Source organism: Haloarcula sp. CBA1122 (assembly GCF_009741785.1).
Lineage (GTDB): Archaea > Halobacteriota > Halobacteria > Halobacteriales > Haloarculaceae > Haloarcula > Haloarcula hispanica.
Genome location: NZ_WPCB01000015.1, coordinates 1 through 14,972 on the forward strand (window position 1 = coordinate 1; position 14,972 = coordinate 14,972).

The 14,972-nt window shown below is 64.3% G+C and carries 21 protein-coding genes; 10 read left to right on the forward strand and 11 right to left on the reverse strand.

Going from position 1 to position 14,972, the window contains the following annotated elements:
- Together hisD and GJ630_RS07915 are read left to right on the forward strand one after the other, a co-directional pair.
- Nucleotides 1–820: histidinol dehydrogenase (gene hisD / locus GJ630_RS07910; RefSeq protein WP_191449666.1), on the forward strand; the 820-nt coding region annotated here is incomplete at its 5' end.
- A 100-nt stretch (nucleotides 821–920) separates the two neighbouring features.
- Nucleotides 921–1,295, forward strand: a complete 375-nt coding sequence (locus tag GJ630_RS07915) for an iron-sulfur cluster assembly accessory protein (RefSeq protein ID WP_004516609.1) — start codon at nucleotides 921–923, stop codon at nucleotides 1,293–1,295.
- Here the strand turns inward: GJ630_RS07915 and GJ630_RS07920 are convergent, their stop codons facing one another.
- The 7 genes from GJ630_RS07920 to GJ630_RS07950 form a co-directional block, all read right to left on the reverse strand.
- Nucleotides 1,296–1,496, reverse strand: coding sequence for a dodecin (locus tag GJ630_RS07920; RefSeq protein WP_004593332.1), 201 nt, complete (start codon nucleotides 1,494–1,496; stop codon nucleotides 1,296–1,298).
- A 47-nt stretch (nucleotides 1,497–1,543) separates the two neighbouring features.
- Nucleotides 1,544–2,203, reverse strand: a complete 660-nt coding sequence (locus GJ630_RS07925) for a hypothetical protein (protein ID WP_014039924.1) — start codon at nucleotides 2,201–2,203, stop codon at nucleotides 1,544–1,546.
- Nucleotides 2,200–2,820 (reverse strand): hypothetical protein, encoded by a 621-nt coding sequence (locus GJ630_RS07930; RefSeq protein WP_064288432.1) that lies wholly within the window; start codon nucleotides 2,818–2,820, stop codon nucleotides 2,200–2,202. Before GJ630_RS07930 ends, GJ630_RS07925 begins: the two co-directional genes overlap by 4 nt.
- A gap of 59 nt (nucleotides 2,821–2,879) precedes the next feature.
- Nucleotides 2,880–3,794 (reverse strand): metal-dependent hydrolase, encoded by a 915-nt coding sequence (locus GJ630_RS07935; RefSeq protein ID WP_050037771.1) that lies wholly within the window; start codon nucleotides 3,792–3,794, stop codon nucleotides 2,880–2,882.
- Nucleotides 3,795–3,860: 66 nt separating this feature from the next.
- Entirely contained in the window at nucleotides 3,861–4,394 is a 534-nt protein-coding gene (locus tag GJ630_RS07940; RefSeq protein WP_014039927.1) for a mechanosensitive ion channel domain-containing protein, read from the reverse strand.
- A gap of 24 nt (nucleotides 4,395–4,418) precedes the next feature.
- Nucleotides 4,419–4,751 (reverse strand): hypothetical protein, encoded by a 333-nt coding sequence (locus GJ630_RS07945; protein WP_050006866.1) that lies wholly within the window; start codon nucleotides 4,749–4,751, stop codon nucleotides 4,419–4,421.
- 124 nt (nucleotides 4,752–4,875) lie between these two features.
- Nucleotides 4,876–5,115 (reverse strand): DUF5816 domain-containing protein, encoded by a 240-nt coding sequence (locus GJ630_RS07950; RefSeq protein ID WP_014039929.1) that lies wholly within the window; start codon nucleotides 5,113–5,115, stop codon nucleotides 4,876–4,878.
- A gap of 72 nt (nucleotides 5,116–5,187) precedes the next feature.
- On the opposite strand from GJ630_RS07950, the gene GJ630_RS07955 reads away from it, so the two are divergent.
- Together GJ630_RS07955 and GJ630_RS07960 are read left to right on the forward strand one after the other, a co-directional pair.
- Nucleotides 5,188–6,546 carry a bifunctional UDP-sugar hydrolase/5'-nucleotidase gene (locus tag GJ630_RS07955; RefSeq protein WP_371727201.1) on the forward strand — a complete coding sequence of 453 codons (1,359 nt, stop codon included), beginning with the start codon at nucleotides 5,188–5,190 and terminating at the stop codon, nucleotides 6,544–6,546.
- A 32-nt stretch (nucleotides 6,547–6,578) separates the two neighbouring features.
- Nucleotides 6,579–7,025: a universal stress protein gene (locus GJ630_RS07960; protein WP_014039931.1), complete on the forward strand. Its 447-nt coding sequence runs from the start codon at nucleotides 6,579–6,581 to the stop codon at nucleotides 7,023–7,025.
- Here the strand turns inward: GJ630_RS07960 and GJ630_RS07965 are convergent.
- Nucleotides 6,995–8,044, reverse strand: coding sequence for a mechanosensitive ion channel family protein (locus GJ630_RS07965; protein WP_050037774.1), 1,050 nt, complete (start codon nucleotides 8,042–8,044; stop codon nucleotides 6,995–6,997). The genes GJ630_RS07960 and GJ630_RS07965 overlap by 31 nt on opposite strands.
- Before the next feature lie 158 nt (nucleotides 8,045–8,202).
- On the opposite strand from GJ630_RS07965, the gene GJ630_RS07970 reads away from it, so the two are divergent.
- Together GJ630_RS07970 and GJ630_RS07975 are read left to right on the forward strand one after the other, a co-directional pair.
- Nucleotides 8,203–8,937, forward strand: a complete 735-nt coding sequence (locus GJ630_RS07970; protein ID WP_064288436.1) for a proteasome assembly chaperone family protein — start codon at nucleotides 8,203–8,205, stop codon at nucleotides 8,935–8,937.
- Nucleotides 8,938–9,062: 125 nt separating this feature from the next.
- Complete coding sequence (locus tag GJ630_RS07975) at nucleotides 9,063–9,257, forward strand: hypothetical protein (RefSeq protein ID WP_014039934.1); 195 nt, start codon at nucleotides 9,063–9,065, stop codon at nucleotides 9,255–9,257.
- A 13-nt stretch (nucleotides 9,258–9,270) separates the two neighbouring features.
- On the opposite strand, the gene GJ630_RS07980 is transcribed toward GJ630_RS07975, so the two are convergent.
- On the reverse strand, nucleotides 9,271–9,492 hold the full coding sequence (locus GJ630_RS07980; RefSeq protein ID WP_014039935.1) for a hypothetical protein: 222 nt from the start codon (nucleotides 9,490–9,492) through the stop codon (nucleotides 9,271–9,273).
- Between the two features lie 174 nt (nucleotides 9,493–9,666).
- The gene (locus GJ630_RS07985; RefSeq protein ID WP_014039936.1) at nucleotides 9,667–10,518 is read right to left on the reverse strand and encodes a translation initiation factor eIF-2B; all 852 of its coding nucleotides are present in this window, start codon (nucleotides 10,516–10,518) and stop codon (nucleotides 9,667–9,669) included.
- Nucleotides 10,519–10,608: 90 nt separating this feature from the next.
- Between GJ630_RS07985 and GJ630_RS07990 the strand changes: the two genes are divergently transcribed.
- Complete coding sequence (locus GJ630_RS07990) at nucleotides 10,609–11,040, forward strand: type IV pilin (protein WP_023843188.1); 432 nt, start codon at nucleotides 10,609–10,611, stop codon at nucleotides 11,038–11,040.
- A 22-nt stretch (nucleotides 11,041–11,062) separates the two neighbouring features.
- On the opposite strand, the gene GJ630_RS07995 is transcribed toward GJ630_RS07990, so the two are convergent.
- Complete coding sequence (locus GJ630_RS07995) at nucleotides 11,063–12,157, reverse strand: DoxX family protein (RefSeq protein WP_050037777.1); 1,095 nt, start codon at nucleotides 12,155–12,157, stop codon at nucleotides 11,063–11,065.
- Between the two features lie 112 nt (nucleotides 12,158–12,269).
- On the opposite strand from GJ630_RS07995, the gene GJ630_RS08000 reads away from it, so the two are divergent.
- The 3 genes from GJ630_RS08000 to GJ630_RS08010 are packed head-to-tail and all read left to right on the forward strand — an operon-like array spanning nucleotide 12,270 to nucleotide 14,920.
- On the forward strand, nucleotides 12,270–12,749 hold the full coding sequence (locus GJ630_RS08000) for an N-acetyltransferase (RefSeq protein WP_008310038.1): 480 nt from the start codon (nucleotides 12,270–12,272) through the stop codon (nucleotides 12,747–12,749).
- A gap of 39 nt (nucleotides 12,750–12,788) precedes the next feature.
- On the forward strand, nucleotides 12,789–13,967 hold the full coding sequence (gene priS, locus GJ630_RS08005) for a DNA primase small subunit PriS (protein WP_191449667.1): 1,179 nt from the start codon (nucleotides 12,789–12,791) through the stop codon (nucleotides 13,965–13,967).
- Nucleotides 13,964–14,920, forward strand: coding sequence for a hypothetical protein (locus GJ630_RS08010; protein ID WP_064288439.1), 957 nt, complete (start codon nucleotides 13,964–13,966; stop codon nucleotides 14,918–14,920). The genes priS and GJ630_RS08010 overlap by 4 nt, the downstream gene beginning before the upstream one ends.
- Nucleotides 14,921–14,972: the final 52 nt, after the last annotated feature.

A 14,972-nucleotide genomic window follows, 5' to 3' on the forward strand; every position in this document is an offset into this window, starting at 1 on the left:
CGTCGCCACCCCGCCAGCCGAGGAGGTCAACCCCGTCACGCTGGCCGCCATCCACGTCGCTGGCGCTGACGCCGTCTACCAGGTCGGCGGCGCACAGGCCATCGCGGCGCTGGCCTACGGGACCGAGACGGTCAGCGCGACGGACATCGTCGTCGGCCCCGGCAACCGCTGGGTCACAGCGGCGAAGGCCGAGGTCCGTGGCGACGTGGCAATCGACTTCTTGGCCGGCCCCTCCGAAGTTATGGTCGTCGCCGACGGCGACGCGGACCCGAAACTGGTCGCGGCAGACCTCGTTGCACAGGCCGAACACGACGAGAACGCCTCTGTCGTCGCCGTCACCGACGACGCGGACCTCGCCGAGCAGGTCGTCGATGCCGTTGACGAGCAGGCTGACGGCCGGGAGCGCGAGGCAGTCATCCGCGCCGCACTGGACAACGACGCATCTGGCGTCCTCCTCGCTCGTTCGATGAGCGAAGCCGTCCTCTTCGCCGAGGAGTACGCCGCCGAACACCTCTCGATTCAGGCCGCTGACGACGAATCGCTCCTCGAACGGATTCCCTCCGCCGGGTCCGTGTTCCTCGGCCCGTACAGCCCCGTTGCAGCCGGCGACTACGCGACCGGGACGAACCACGTCTTGCCGACCGGCGGCAACGCGCGGGTCACCGGCGGTCTCGCCGTAGACACGTTCGTCCGGTCGACGACTGTCCAGCGCCTCTCGGAGGACTCGCTGAGCGATATTTCGGACACGATCACGACTCTCGCCGAAGCCGAAGGGCTGGAAGCCCACGCCGAGAGCGTCCGCAAACGGTTCGAGGAGTAAAGCGGTTCCTGGGACTTTCTCGCAGGTCAACTCAGGACGTATCCCTCCGAGCCGTTCCACCGGCGTCACTGTTAACACGTTCGGGCGTGGATACTTGTGTATGAGCAGCACAGCGGACGACGGCGATCCGAACCTCGGAGGCGAGGACGTAGCCGTCACCGAGCAGGCAGCGGGCGAGGCACTGGACCTCCTCGAAAGCGAGGGAATGGACGTCGAAGAATCCGGGCTTCGCCTGTACGTCCAGCAGGGCGGCTGTGCCGGACTCTCCTACGGGATGCGATTCGAACACGCACCTGAGGAAGACGACGAAGTGTTCGAGCGAAACGGGCTCCGCGTGTTCGTCGACGACGCCAGCATCGACTACATCGAGGGGTCGGTACTGGACTACGAGGGCGGCCTGCAGGGGGCCGGGTTCCACGTCCAGAACCCGAACGTGGTCAGCGAATGCGGTTGTGGCGAGTCCTTCCGGACGTAGCTACTCTTCGAGTTCGAACGCCACGACGACTTCGGCCTGGTACTCGCGGCCCTCGACGCCGGCGATCTCGACGCCGAGTTCCTCCACCTCGACCCACTTGAGATTGTCAAGTGTCGCCTCCGCGCGTTCGATGGCGTCGTCAGCGGCTTTGTCGAAGCTTTCCGAACTGGTCCCGATCAGCGTGATTTTCTTGAAAACCATATGCGTGAGATTGATTCACACGTCCATGTCATAAAAGTACGGACAGGTCACTGAGACTGCCGGTCGAGCAACGTCTCGACGTGACCGACCACGCCGGTGAGGTGTGCGGTCCCCCAGATTGCCACGATGATGGCACCGATAGCGTCGAACACGAGGTCGAGCATCGTGTCGCTGAGACCGAACTGTGTCAGAATCGTGTCGTTCCCGGTCGCCGACGCGGCGAGCGTAATCGAGAACTCGATGACCTCCCAGAGCACGCCGAAGGCCATCACGAACAGGAGGAGGAACACGAACATGAACCGCGAGGGAATCGATATCTCGTCGGTGTGCTCGTCGAGCGCACGGACCGTCGTGTATCCGACCGCGGCGACGACCGACGACGAGAGGGCGTGGGTGAAGTGGTCCCACCACCAGATGGTGACGTAGAAGTTCTCTTCGGACCCAGGCAATCCGACAGTTCCGAGTGCGTGAAAGAACGCCGCCGACGTAATCCACAGCGTCAGCGCGGGGTCGAGCGTGATGCCGTAGTCCCGTTCCAGCAGCGCCGGGAGTTGTGTGACGAGGATTGCGACGCCCGAATTGACGATGATGCCGACGTTGCCCCGCTCGATACCGACCGCCAGGAGCCCGATGAGTGCGAGTGACAGGGCTCGCGAGAGCAGTTGTTGTGTCGCCGGACTGATTCGGAGGCGGTCACGGACCTTCATACGTCCGGCTGGACCTCCTCGGGGACGCGACTGGTCCCGGCCTGCTGTCGGACGTAGTACGCGAAAACCACGCCAGCGCCGATACCGGCGATGGTCGACGCGACGAACTCCCACATCACCGCTTCCTCGATGACGTGTTCTGACACCGTCGGATCGAGGATGAAGGTGGTCCCGAAGAACTGGTCGGCCACCCAGCGGACGACCGCCCAGACGCCGGCGGTGGCCATCGTGGTGATGGCGACGAAGACGACGGCGAACCGGGGCGTCATCCGGACGGGGGTAAAGAGCTGGAGTTCGACGGCGAGGATGAGCGCGATGGCGGCGACCGAGAGGTAGGTCGCGAGATTACCGGTCATCGAGAGCGTCGCAAACAGGCGACCGACGACGGGCAGTGCCGCCAGCAGGAGGATTTCCCAGGGGAGCATGGCGTCCCGGTTACGCAATAGAACCGGCGGAAACAGCGCCAGTGCCGCGACGGCAGCCGCGAACCCGGCCCACAGCACGTCGGCCTGAACAGCACTCGTCACAGAAACGGCGGCGAGCATGGCGACGATGCACCACGCCGCGAGGGCGTTGACGCGCCTGTCCCGGAGCAACCGCGCTACGTCTCGGCTCATAGTGTCAGGTGAGCCGCGACTCGAAAACCCTATCGACCGATGCCGGCGGCGTGGGCTGTTCAGATAGCCCCATACGCCATGGCATACGCGAGCGCAGCGATGGTCACCGCCGCCAGCCCCGTCACGACGGTCTCCAGCCAGTCGACGCCGTCACTGAACGGCCGGGTCGGCGCTCCGACGACGCCCAGTGCGAGGACGCTGAACACGAAGTGCGCCGACCGTTCGAGCGTCGGTGCGGGCAAGAACAGGACGGCCGCCCCGTAGCCGATTCCCAGCGCTGCCCGGGGGCGGACGAGTTCGGTCAGCGTGTATCCACGGAGGTGGACGTAGGTCCACACGGCGAGCCAGACCGTCGCCAGTTCGATAGCGAACGCCGCCAGGAGGTGCGTGGTCGGGTCGGGGTGGAGTATCACCCGCTCGGCGACGAGGGTCACGTCGAAGGGGTAGAAGAACGGGGGCGGGCCGCCAGTGAAGAGGTCACCGAACGGGTGGGTGAGCAGTCCAAGTAGGGCCAGCCCGGCCACCGTTCGGGGGCTGATATCGCGGGACTGTGCGACCGTGGCGACACCGAGCACGGCCAGGACGAACACGAGCATCACGAGTCCTGCGATGGGGCCGCTGAGTACGCCTGTGAGAACAGTCGCTGCGACGCCGATTGCCAGCGATGCAATTCGGGCGGGCCGTGATTCGGTCGCCCAGAGACCGGCCGCGACAGCGAGTGCCGCCCCCAGCAGGAGCGAGTGCGTCGGCCCGCGGTGGACGACGTTCGCGGTCTCCCAGAAGCCGTCCGCCGTCAGATTCTCGGCGGCTCCGACGAGCAGCCCGAAGGGGGCGTAGACGATGTCGACGTCGGGAACCGCGGCGAACAGGCCAGCGATGACGCCCAACTGGACCGCACGCTCGCGGGAGAGTCCAAGCCACCACGCGGCGAGGCCTCCGAGGGCGAACGCGAACAGCGCGTGCCCGACGAACATACGCCGAGTACGACGGCAATACGCTTAAACTCCATGTGTGACGGGATAGCGCGGGCCTCGGCCCGCTCAGGCCTCGGAATCGACTTTCGTCCAGCGTTCTTCGATGGCCGCGTTAGCCCTGACGACAGTATCGCCGTCGACCCGGAACCGCGTCTTCCGGAGTTCGATGGCGGCCACCTCACCGGTGGTGTCGCCGGCTGTGATCGTGTCGCCTGGGTTGAAGTCGGGGTCGCGGAGGAGGTAGACGCCAGCGACGGCGTCCTTGATCATCTCCGAGAGCGCGTAGGAGACGCCGAGCGCGAGGAAGCCGGTCGCCGTGCCCAGCGACGCGGCGATGGCGGTCAGGCCGACGATAGAGAGGAAGGATAGCGCCACGCCGAACCACAGGAACACGAGCACGATGACCCCGAGAAACTGTCGATAGACGGGTGACTCGCCGGGCAGCGACCGCTTCAGAACCGCCCGTACGACGACCATGATGGCTTTGATGCCCACTGCGGCGATTACGAGAAAGACGAACCCAGTTATGAGACGCGGGAGCGCGTCGACGACATTCGTGACTAGCTGTTCGAGCGCTCGATTGATGACACCGACTTGCACGCCGGATGGTGGACGGAGAGCCCCCTAAGTGTTGGCGTCAGCCGACATTGTTGTGTCGCCGGGGTGACGGACCACCTCGTAGTCACCGTCCTCGGTAATACCGATGACAGCCCAGTCATAGGATACGTCTCGTCGAGTGAGACGGCGGCTGAGGTGCGTTGCCTCGCCCGTTCGTGTGACGAAACAGCGCAAGTCGCCGCTCTCGGGTATCGGGTCCTGCGAGTCGAGCACTGAGACAGTGACGACGCGCCAGTCGCGTTCCGCTCGCAGTTCGGTGCCAGTGCGCGACACGGTGTATCCGAGGTCGTCGAATATCGACCGGGCCTGCTCGTCGAGTGATGTGGTAACGGCCCCCATCTGAGAGTCAGTACCACCGGCTATCTGATAAACGTTCCCACTAGCTATGTGGCTGACAGTTCGGCCGGCGACACAGCCGTCGAAAAACGCGGAACAGCACGGGTCTGTCACCCGGACCCGACTGTTACTCGTGGGCCGCGTCCCACTCCTCAGCCTTGCGGAGGTTCGAGCAGTCGTTACAGCGGATGCGGCCCATCGAGTCCATCGCGTTGTTGAACGTCTCACAGTTGCTACAGAAGTAGCCCCAGCGCCGCTCGCGGTCGGCGTCGCGGTAGACGACGTGAAACGCGCCTTTCGTGCCGATGTCGCCGTCGCTCCTGTCGACGTACAGCGTCTCGCCGTCGGGACCTTCGAGTGCGTCCATACGTACGCATGACGGGCCAGCGGCTAAATCACTGCGGAAACCATTAGTGGCTGGTTCCCCTGCACTGTGGGTGTGAGTCCCCGGATCATCCACTACTCCGACGTGGAGAAAGCGTACGATACACCCGAACGAATCGGGCGGTTTGCGGGGACAGTGGCCGCCGCCGACGGCCCGGACGCGCTGGTGGTCGGTACCGGGGACAACACCGGGCCGGGGGTGCTGTCGCTGGTCACCGACGGCGAGCAGTCGCTGGACCTCTTCACTGCGCTGACACCCGCGTTCGAGACGCTTGGCAACCACGACTTCGACCACGGACTCGACGCGACGCGGGACATCATCGCCAGGTCGCCCCAGACGTGGCTGACTGCGAACGCCGAAGAGGACGGCGAGCGGTTCGCCCGACGATTGACCCGGCCGTGGGCGAGTCGGACCGTCGACGGGCAACAGCTCGGCTTCGTCGGCGTGACCGACCCCGACACGGCCTCGGCCAATCCACAGGCGACGACGCTGACGTTCACGGACCCTATCGAAGCCGTCGCCGAGGCAGCCACCGCGCTTCGAGCGGACGGGGCCGACGTTATTGTCGTGCTCTCACATCTAGGCCGGACCGACGAGGAACTGGCCCGCACCTGCGACGTGGACGTCATCCTCGGCGGGCACGTCCACGAGCGCCGGATCGGCCGCGTCGCCGGAACGCTGCTCACCAGACCGGGAGCCAACGGCAAGACCGTCGTCGAGGTCGACCTCGGCGGGCCGGAACCGACTGCGCAGTTCCGCGAGACTGCCGACGGTCCCGTCGACGACCGCGTCGCGGAGGCTATCGAGGACAGACTCTCTGTGGCGGGACTCGACGAGATTATCGGGCACGTCGAGGAACCGCTGGACCGGAGCAGGGCGACGACCTACGGCGGTGAGTGCCGCCTCGGCAACCTCGTCGCGGACGCGTACCAATGGGCGACGGGCGCGGACGTGGGCCTCCAGAACAGCGGCGGTCTCCGAAACGACACGGTCCCGTTGGACGGGGCGCTGACGGTCGGCGATATGGTCTCGGTCGTCCCCTTCGAGGAACCCCTGACAGTCGCTGAACTGACGGGTTCGGAACTCCGGACGCTGTGTCGACAGGGCAGCGGGAGACAGGTCGAGTTCGGAGAACCGGACTGGTGGCACGCCCACCTCAGCGGCGTCGAACTGATCTGGAACGACGACACGCAGACTATCGAGCGACTGCGGGTGGACGGGCGCCCGGTCCGCGAGGCCGAGACGTACACGCTCGCGACGAGCAACTACCTCTACTACACTGAGCGGGAGTTCCCGGTCCTGACCGAGTCCCACCGTGTCAGCGTCGCCGACGTGCAGTACGAGGCGCTGGCCGATTACGTCCGCCAGACGGATATCGCCCCGACCGTCGACGGGCGACTCACTCGTCGCTAGCGATTTAAACCTCGGCACGGTACATCTCGCCGATGCCACAGGTCGTCGTCCCAGTCAGATACCCGCTCTCGGAGAACTCCCGAGCCACGCTTGCGGAGGCCATTCAGATCGCCGACGAGGAGGACGCGGACCTCACCGTCTTACACGTTAATCTCTACCAGAACAGCCACCGGGTCGACCGGACGGAACTCAAACGTGCCGTCGAGCAGTCGTTCGGCCACGTCCCGCGGACGCGGTACGTCGTCCGGTCGGGGATGCTCGTCGAAGAGACGATTCTCGATGAGGTCGCCGCACAGGACGCCGACATTGTCGTCATCGGGAGCAAACAGGCGAGTCGCTGGCGACAGATGATCCGTCGGTTGGTTGACGACCCCGATGTCGAACAGTTCCTTCGCGAGGAACTCGACTGCGAAATCGTCACCGTCGAGCCGGATACCCCGTCTAGCCGTCACTCGTCGGCGAGGTCGTCGGGGTCCTGACGCGGCGGGACGGGAGAGTCACCAGTGGCCGTGTGGCTCCGGCCACCGTTGTTCAGTCCGCTCAGTCCGTCGTTGAGTGAGACGTTCATCTCCCCGCTGGTGTCGTCGAAGTACAGGTGCGAGTGCGGGTAGGCGATTTCGACGTTTGCGTCTTCGAGCCGTCGCCAGACGTTCGTCTGGACCCTCGAACGTGCGGCGAGCAGTTTGTACGGTTCAGTCACCCAGTACCGGAGCGTCAGCAACACGCCGTGGTCGGCGAAGTTGTTGATGTACACAGTCGGCGAGGCGGGGTATCGAGCCGCGCCGACGCGGATGTCCGGCCCGCCGGAGATAACGTTGTCAACTTCCCGAGCCGCCGCTTCGATGAGGGTCCGCGCGGCGGCGATGTCACTCTCGTACGTGACTAGGACGTCGAGTGACAGCCGTGTCCGTGAGTCCTCCGCCGAGTAATTGATAACGTCCCGCTGGCGGATCTCCCCGTTGGGGATGACGAGAAACGTATTGTCGAGCGTGAACATCTTCGTGTGTCTGAGCGTGATGTCCTCGACGAAGCCTCGCTGGCCAGTGTCGGCGAGTTCGATCATATCACCGATCTCGTAGGGCTGGTCGGCCAGCAGGAACATGCCGGAGATGTAACTGCCGAGGATCGGGGCGAGCACGACACCAACCACGGCCGAGAAGATAGCGACGGACAGACCGATATCCGTTAGCCGCAAGCCGTAGATGTTCAGAATGGTCAACAACGCGAAGATATACACACTGGCACGGATGCCGCGCAGTGCCGTTCGGGTGAGACTTGGCCGCCGGAACTGCTGGGCGACACGTCGCCCGAGTAGGCGGACGAGAAGCCTTGAAACGACGATTGCCAGCCCGACGACGATCAGGGACTCCCCGATGTTCACCACCCACATCGGAATATCGAAGGGCAACAGCCCACCGATGTCGGTAGCCACTTCGGTCGCGGTTTCGGTCGGTGTCGGAGTGGGTGTCTGCAAGGGCCAGACAGGGCCAAAACGCATGCCATGGAATCGACACCGCCCCGAGAAAAGGGTTCCCCTCCCGAACTACGTATACTGTCAGCTGTAACTATTTCAAGACATCCGCTACCCCGAGGTGGCGAAATTCTTCACAGACGTACAGCCGACAGTATTACCCCGCGCGGCCCGTCTGAAAAAACATGTCTTCCGATGACATCTCGGTGGTCCTCTCGGACGACCGACCACCGGTCGATACGCTGGCAGTCGGCGTCTCGGAGTACGGTCTGGCCGGCCTCACAGCCGTCGATTATCTCGCCGACCAGCATTCGATGCGCGAAGTCGGCCATCTGCGGACGCCGGGACCGCCGTTCATCACCCCATTCGAGAACGGAACGCCGAGACATCACACGCGGCTGTATGTCGATGAAGCAGCATCGTTTGCCGTCTTAGTCGGTGAGCGGTTCGTGCCGCCGGCCCAGGCTGGGTCGCTCGCTGAGGCAATCGTGACGGCTGGGCAAAAACTGGACGCTTCGAACATGACGATGCTCACCGGTGTCCCCATCGCACACGGCCCGGACGACCACGCCCCATTCTACATCGCAACGCCGGCGTACCAGGAAACGTATCTCGACGACACCGCCATCAGACCGATGGGGAACGGGTTCCTCGACGGATTGAGTGCGGAGCTTGTCACCCGAGGTATCGATGAGTCGTTTCCGACAGGCGTGTTCACGACGCCGACGCATCCGCAAGCGCCCGACGCCGCGGCCGCGATCAGACTGCTCACCGCGCTGAAAGAGACCCATGCAATCCAGATCGACACCGGTCCGCTGGAGGCCTTCGCCGCAAACATCGAGGCCCACTACCAGGCGCTCGCAGAACGGCTGGACGCTGCCGATACCGACCTACTGCCGGATGACCGAATGTATATGTAATTGCTAAAATTTGGAACGTTCGTCCATATTCCTATGGATTAAAACTATATCAATTCCACATTGTGCGTGAACAATAAAACATTTCGCCGACACCTTTTTCAGCGTACAGCGCGTTCCTTTCCTTGATGACCTCCACCGAAATCTATACGACTAGCGCGGTCGACTCAGACCCACCGCCACAGACGCGGTCCAAGACATCGCTGTTTTGCCCCAACTGCGGCCACGAGAGCGCAGTGACGGGCGACTGGACAGCCGAAGCAACGGAACACAGTCTACAGCTCCGGTGTCCGGACTGTGACACCGTCGTCCAACAGCGGTAGGACCACTACGTAATTACTCCTCATCCTCTGTAGACGAGGAGCCGTCAAGACTCTCAGCGGGCGGATTCACTTTGATGAACTCAACGACGAGATACACCACTGAGACGACGGCCAGTATGAGCAAGAAACCCGCTTCTGAAGAACTCTGCAGACTCACTCCAAGGGTGGCGAGCGTTGCAACGAGTACGGCGGTACACCGACGGATCGTCTGGCGGAGGAGGGCAGTGTCGTCCATACGTGGCTTCTTCACTGCCAGCAACAAGAACCTTCGACCCCGATTTCCGTTGCCGGGGACTCGTCTTGCCGGATGCGGAAAACAGTAGTCCGCCTCATACTGTTGGCTGTGACTATTTTAAGATATTCGCCACCCCGGGTGGCGAAATTCTTCACAGACTTACAGCCGACAGTATCAGTACTCGTGGATTCCGTCGTCAGTGACGACCGTATCAAGCAGGTGCGTCGGCGTGGCGTCGTAGGCCGGGTTTGCGACCTCGAACCCCTCCGCGGGTTCCCGGAGTACCTCAGATGGTGACCGGATCTCGTTTTCGAAGGCGAAGGCCCCGTCGACGTACTTCGCGGCGGCCCCGACGACCGTCACCGGCACGTCGTTGTCCGCCGCCGCCGTCGCAATCGGATAGGTGCCGATGCGGTTGTACAGCGTGTCGTCGACGATGCAGTCCATGCCGACGAGCACGCGGTCGACCTCTGGCATGAAGTGCCCGGCGGCGCTGTCGACGATGAGCGTGATGTCGACGCCGTCCCGGTCAGAGAGGTGGCGGGTCATCTTTCGACCGAGGAAGCGTGGTCGCGACTCCGTCACGTACACCTCGAAGCTGTGGCCGGCCTCGATGGCGTCGTCGATGGCCGCAAGGACCGTCGAGGAGAAGTCGTGGGTCAACAGCACGTCGTCGTCAGCGATCTCCGACACGGCGCGTGCAGCGGCGCGGTCTTTCGACGACTCCACCGACTCGACAACGTCGTCGATAGCCTCGGTAGTCAGTTCCTTGGCAGTCGCCACATCGTCGGGGTCCGCATCCGAGACAGTGGTCACGATTTTGTGCTGAGTGGTATGGAGGGAGGCATGGGAGGGGTTCGCCCGCCGGAGGGCGCTGCTGTTCCGGTCGAGCGAGCGGAGGTAGTCCTCGACCGTCGGGTACTCCCTGTCAGTCAGGTCCCGGAGCGCCTGGGCGGCTTTGACTGCGACCACGGAGGAACTGTGGGTCTGCATCTCCGAGATCTCCTCGACAGTCTCGTCTATCATACCGGTGGCTGTGAGTTGAACCGATATGTGTCTTCCCCTCGCCGTCGAACAGCATTTAACGCCGTCTCACATTAGGGGTGATAGACGGTCATGGGACGGTTCAGCACTGACACAGCCGGAATGACAGAGGGCATCGGCGTCGCCGTACTCATCGGACTGACACTACTCGTGACGGCTATCGTCGGGCTGAACGTCCTCGTCATCGAGGACGACGACAGCGGTGGCCCGCAGGCGAATTTCAGCTACGACTACGTCGAGGACAACGAACTGCTCATCGTCACACACGCTCGCGGCGACGAGTTCGAGGCGGGGAACGTCGAATTCGAAGGGCCGAGCAGAACGGTCACCTGGGCGCAGGTGGCGAACCGGGAGCCCGACGCGATGATTGGCCGGGGCGATATCGCACAGTTAAGCAGCGGGAACGCCTACGAGCGGCGGGTGGGTGCCCGGGACACGATTACGATATACCACAACGCGAGCGGGAACCGGACCCAGCTAGACCAGTGGGACGGCGCGAACTGACGGCGGTACTGCTGTAGACCAGTCAGTCCGCCGAAGCGACGGTCTCACGGTCGCTCTGTGCTGGCCGACCGAACCAGTCGTCGAAGGAGAGCGGCCCGGCACCCATCGTAAACACCGCCGAGGCCATTCCGAACAGCGTGATGTGTGCGAGTACCGGGTCGTCAGGCAGGCCGAACAGCGTCGTGGTGAACAGGACAAAGGAGACGGCCGCGGCCCCACGAGTCATGAACCCGAAGATCAAGACCAGACCGACCAGCATCTCGGTCAGGCCGGCCCCGAGCACCCACATCCCGGGGTCGACGGGGACGACGGCGGTGAGGTCGTACTTTTCGACGACCAAGAGCGCCTGGCCGGGGTCGGCGAGTTTCTGGAACAGTCCGAGGTAGATGAACGTCACACCCATGCCGACCCGGACGATGACCGGGACGTACTCGCGGTACGGTGCCGTCGCCGAGTCGAGAAAGCCCTTGAGATAGTGGACCGGGTCGACACGGCCGTAGTAGGTCCCGTCGGTGCTGGCGACCTGCTGGAGCATGTGGTCGGCGCTCGGGCGACCACCGCCCAGAATCAACAGTGCCAGAAAGGCCGGGACGTACTCCATAGCGAGAACGACGCCCGGGTCGACGGTCAGTGCCCACCCGTAAGTCAATAGCCCGATAGTCGTGACGATACGGGTCGCGAGCCCGAACAGGAGTGTGAACCCCAGCCCGATAAACAGGGCACGGACGAGCGGGTTCGTGGTCGGGTCAAACGTTACTGTGGGAGCGAACAGGTATCCCTGGAAGCCAGCGCCGACGAGCGGCAGCCCCACGCTGAGTCGGAGCATCCACGGGACGAGGTCCGCGTAGCCGACGAGTACGTCCCGGAGGATGACGATGTCCGCAATCGTCGGCCGAACCCAGAGGTACGTCGCGAGTCCGACGGTCACGGCCACGCCCGAGATGACGAAAACGGCCGCGTTCACCGGGTTCGACAGCACGGATATCGCAAACGCCACCGCGTCGAGGGCCTCCCCCGGCCCCCCGGTCACGTAGTCGACGTGCGCCGCCGCGGGTCGCGAAAAGAGAGTGAGAACGAGCGCGACAGTTCCGGCGAGACTCGGGATACGCGTCTTCATGCCTGACAATTCGTGGGCTAGCTACCTAATCCTTCGTTCGTTCCCTGCCGGTTCGACAGCCCACCTCTGTAGGCGGTGGAATTATATCTACGCCTCCACTACTTATACGGCAGTGAGCGTCAACATCGAGACACAGATCGTCGAACGCGGGGACGACGAACACGTCGACGCGGCGTGGCGGCTCAAGGAAAACATCCGCGAATCCGACGGGGTCCTGCGACAGCGGCGGGGGTTCTTTCGCGACGCCTACCGACGGTCGACCACCTATCTCTACATCGACCGGTCCAAGGACCGCCTCATCGGCTTCGCCGCGGTTCGACGCGACGGCTACATTCTCTTTCTCGCAGTCGACGACGAGTACAGGGGCCACGGCTTCGGCAAGCGACTCGTCGCCCGCGTCGCCGAGGACTACGGCAGCGTGACCTGCCACGCCCGGGCGACGAATCGGGAGGCTATCGGCTTCTACAAACACATCGGCTTCGAGATCCGGCGGCGCATCGACAACTACTACGAGGACGGCGGCGACGCCTACTACCTCAAGCTCGGCGAGGACTCGATTACGGACAAACTGTCGAAGTTCCTGCGTAGCTAAGCGAACGCTTTTCAAGGGACCTCCCCAACGAGGTAGCCGATGGAAGAGCGGACCCGCGCGTACCTCCGTGGCCGGTTCGGCGATCACTACCGACAGGCGTCCGTAACGCCGCCGCCGGCCGCGAACGAACGTGAATGGGGGTTCATTCCCTGGACCGACGGCCCCGGCGAGACGATGGTCCGCCATCGCTCGCTGCTGGACCTCGGCGAGATCGAGGACTTCCTCGGCCGCCGGAAGCCCCGCCACGTCTACTTCTCCGCGGGCCGCTACGACGAACCGAGCGCCTCGACGATGTCGGACAAGGGCTGGCGCTCCTCGGACCTCGTGTTCGACCTCGACGCCGACCACCTGCCCTCCGTGGTGCTTGGCGAGGACAGCTACGCCGAGATGCTCGCTAAGTGCAAGGACGCACTACTCAGGCTGCTCGACTTTCTGGAGGACGATTTCGGGTTTGAAGACCTGACGGTCGTGTTCTCCGGCGGTCGTGGCTACCACGTCCACGTCCGCGACGAGCGCATCCGTCACCTCGAACGGGACGCGCGCCGGGAGATCGTCGACTACGTCCGCGGTATCGGCCTGGAGTTCGACGAACTGGTCGACGAGGAGTCCGTCGCCGGCACGGCCGGCCGGTCCAGTCCGGCACAGAAGCGGACGCTCTCGACGGAGGGCGGCTGGAGCGCCCGCGCGCACCGGCATATGCTTGCCGTCGTCGACGACCTGCTCGAGATGGACGAGGCGGACGCCCTCGAACAACTGCAGGAGTACGACGGCATCGGCGAGGGGAAGGCGACCGCGGCGCTGAACGCGGCCCGGTCGAACTACGAACAGCTGGAAGCCGGCAACATCGACGTCCACCCCGCGTTCTACCAGCTGGCGAAGATTCTCCTGCACGAAGTTGTCGCGGCGGACAACGCGCCGATAGACGAACCGGTGACGACGGACACGAACCGGCTCATTCGCCTGCCCGGCTCGCTGCACGGCGGCAGCGGGCTGGAAGTCCAGCGCATCGACCGCGGGGATATCGACGCGTTCGACCCGCTGGTCGACCCCGTTCCGGAGACGTTCCGGGGCCACGACATCACCGTCGAGGTGACCGACGGCGGCCTCGTCGAACTGGATGGCGATAGCTTTACACTGGAGGCGGGTAATCAGACTGTACCAGAGCACGTGGGCGTGTTTCTCATGGCCCGTGGCCGCGCCGAGAAGGGGAAAGAATGAACGTAGACGAACTCCAGTCCGTCCAATCGCGGGAACGCCAGACCGACCAGCTCCAGCAGCTGCGCGAGACGTTCTACGAGGACGCCGGGCAGTTCATTCAACAGCTTCGGTCGGAGCGCGACCGCGCGGCCGAGCGCGCCGAGGACCCGTTCGACTCGCCCGAGGTCAACCGCCTGACTGACGATATTAAGACTGCCGAACAGACCGTCGAAGCCGTCTACGAACGGCGCGTCGGCAAGATCGTGAAGATGGCGTCGCTGGCCGCGGCGGACATGCCGACCGAGGACGACGGCCTCACACGCGAGGAGCGGGACCTGTTCGAGACGATGGTCGAGGCTATCGAGTCCAACCGGGGCCACGTCCTTGACGTCATCGCGGGGGAAGCCCCGACCGGCGCGGTCGGCGACGAGCCGAAATCCGACGAGCGACAGGCCCCCGACCCGGAGCCACGCCAAACGGCGAACGAACCGGCAGCCGACACGGCCGACCCGCCCGAGCCGCCATCGACGCCGAACACGGGTGTCAACGCGGCTGACATGATGGGCAGCGGCGGGGACCAGTCGGAGCCCGCGGAGGAACCCGACACACCGACGCCGCCGCCCGACCTGGATACGGGCAGCAATCCCACTGCCGACAGTCAGCCCGACCAAGCAGACGTGCCGGCCGCCGGTGACGACGTGCCGGTTCCTCCGGCCGAGCCCGGCGTTGAGTCCGACCCCGGCCCGGCGGCGGACCCGGCACACGCCGACAGCGGACCGCAGTCACCAGCCGGTTCAGACACCGCTGGGACCGCCGACGTGGACCGACGGACGGTCCGCATCACGGACGACGTGGGCGAGATATTCGGCGTCGACCAGCGTGAGTACGACCTCTCGACGGACGACGTGGTGACGCTGCCGGCCGACAACGCCGACCCGCTGGTCGAACAGGACGCCGCCGAACCGTTAGAATAAGCCGACGCGATGGGCTGGAACAGGCCGCTGTGCGAAGTACCGCCCGACACTC

Bases quoted from the DNA above. Each gene is read 5' to 3' on its own strand.
- GJ630_RS07915 (WP_004516609.1), top strand. From the start codon at position 921: ATGAGCAGCACAGCGGACGACGGCGATCCGAACCTCGGAGGCGAGGAC.
- GJ630_RS07920 (WP_004593332.1), bottom strand. From the start codon at position 1,496: ATGGTTTTCAAGAAAATCACGCTGATCGGGACCAGTTCGGAAAGCTTC.
- GJ630_RS07925 (WP_014039924.1), bottom strand. From the start codon at position 2,203: ATGAAGGTCCGTGACCGCCTCCGAATCAGTCCGGCGACACAACAACTG.
- GJ630_RS07930 (WP_064288432.1), bottom strand. From the start codon at position 2,820: ATGAGCCGAGACGTAGCGCGGTTGCTCCGGGACAGGCGCGTCAACGCC.
- GJ630_RS07935 (WP_050037771.1), bottom strand. From the start codon at position 3,794: ATGTTCGTCGGGCACGCGCTGTTCGCGTTCGCCCTCGGAGGCCTCGCC.
- GJ630_RS07945 (WP_050006866.1), bottom strand. From the start codon at position 4,751: ATGGGGGCCGTTACCACATCACTCGACGAGCAGGCCCGGTCGATATTC.
- GJ630_RS07950 (WP_014039929.1), bottom strand. From the start codon at position 5,115: ATGGACGCACTCGAAGGTCCCGACGGCGAGACGCTGTACGTCGACAGG.
- GJ630_RS07960 (WP_014039931.1), top strand. From the start codon at position 6,579: ATGCCACAGGTCGTCGTCCCAGTCAGATACCCGCTCTCGGAGAACTCC.
- GJ630_RS07965 (WP_050037774.1), bottom strand. From the start codon at position 8,044: ATGCGTTTTGGCCCTGTCTGGCCCTTGCAGACACCCACTCCGACACCG.
- GJ630_RS07970 (WP_064288436.1), top strand. From the start codon at position 8,203: ATGTCTTCCGATGACATCTCGGTGGTCCTCTCGGACGACCGACCACCG.
- GJ630_RS07975 (WP_014039934.1), top strand. From the start codon at position 9,063: ATGACCTCCACCGAAATCTATACGACTAGCGCGGTCGACTCAGACCCA.
- GJ630_RS07980 (WP_014039935.1), bottom strand. From the start codon at position 9,492: ATGGACGACACTGCCCTCCTCCGCCAGACGATCCGTCGGTGTACCGCC.
- GJ630_RS07985 (WP_014039936.1), bottom strand. From the start codon at position 10,518: ATGATAGACGAGACTGTCGAGGAGATCTCGGAGATGCAGACCCACAGT.
- GJ630_RS07990 (WP_023843188.1), top strand. From the start codon at position 10,609: ATGGGACGGTTCAGCACTGACACAGCCGGAATGACAGAGGGCATCGGC.
- GJ630_RS07995 (WP_050037777.1), bottom strand. From the start codon at position 12,157: ATGAAGACGCGTATCCCGAGTCTCGCCGGAACTGTCGCGCTCGTTCTC.
- priS (WP_191449667.1), top strand. From the start codon at position 12,789: ATGGAAGAGCGGACCCGCGCGTACCTCCGTGGCCGGTTCGGCGATCAC.
- GJ630_RS08010 (WP_064288439.1), top strand. From the start codon at position 13,964: ATGAACGTAGACGAACTCCAGTCCGTCCAATCGCGGGAACGCCAGACC.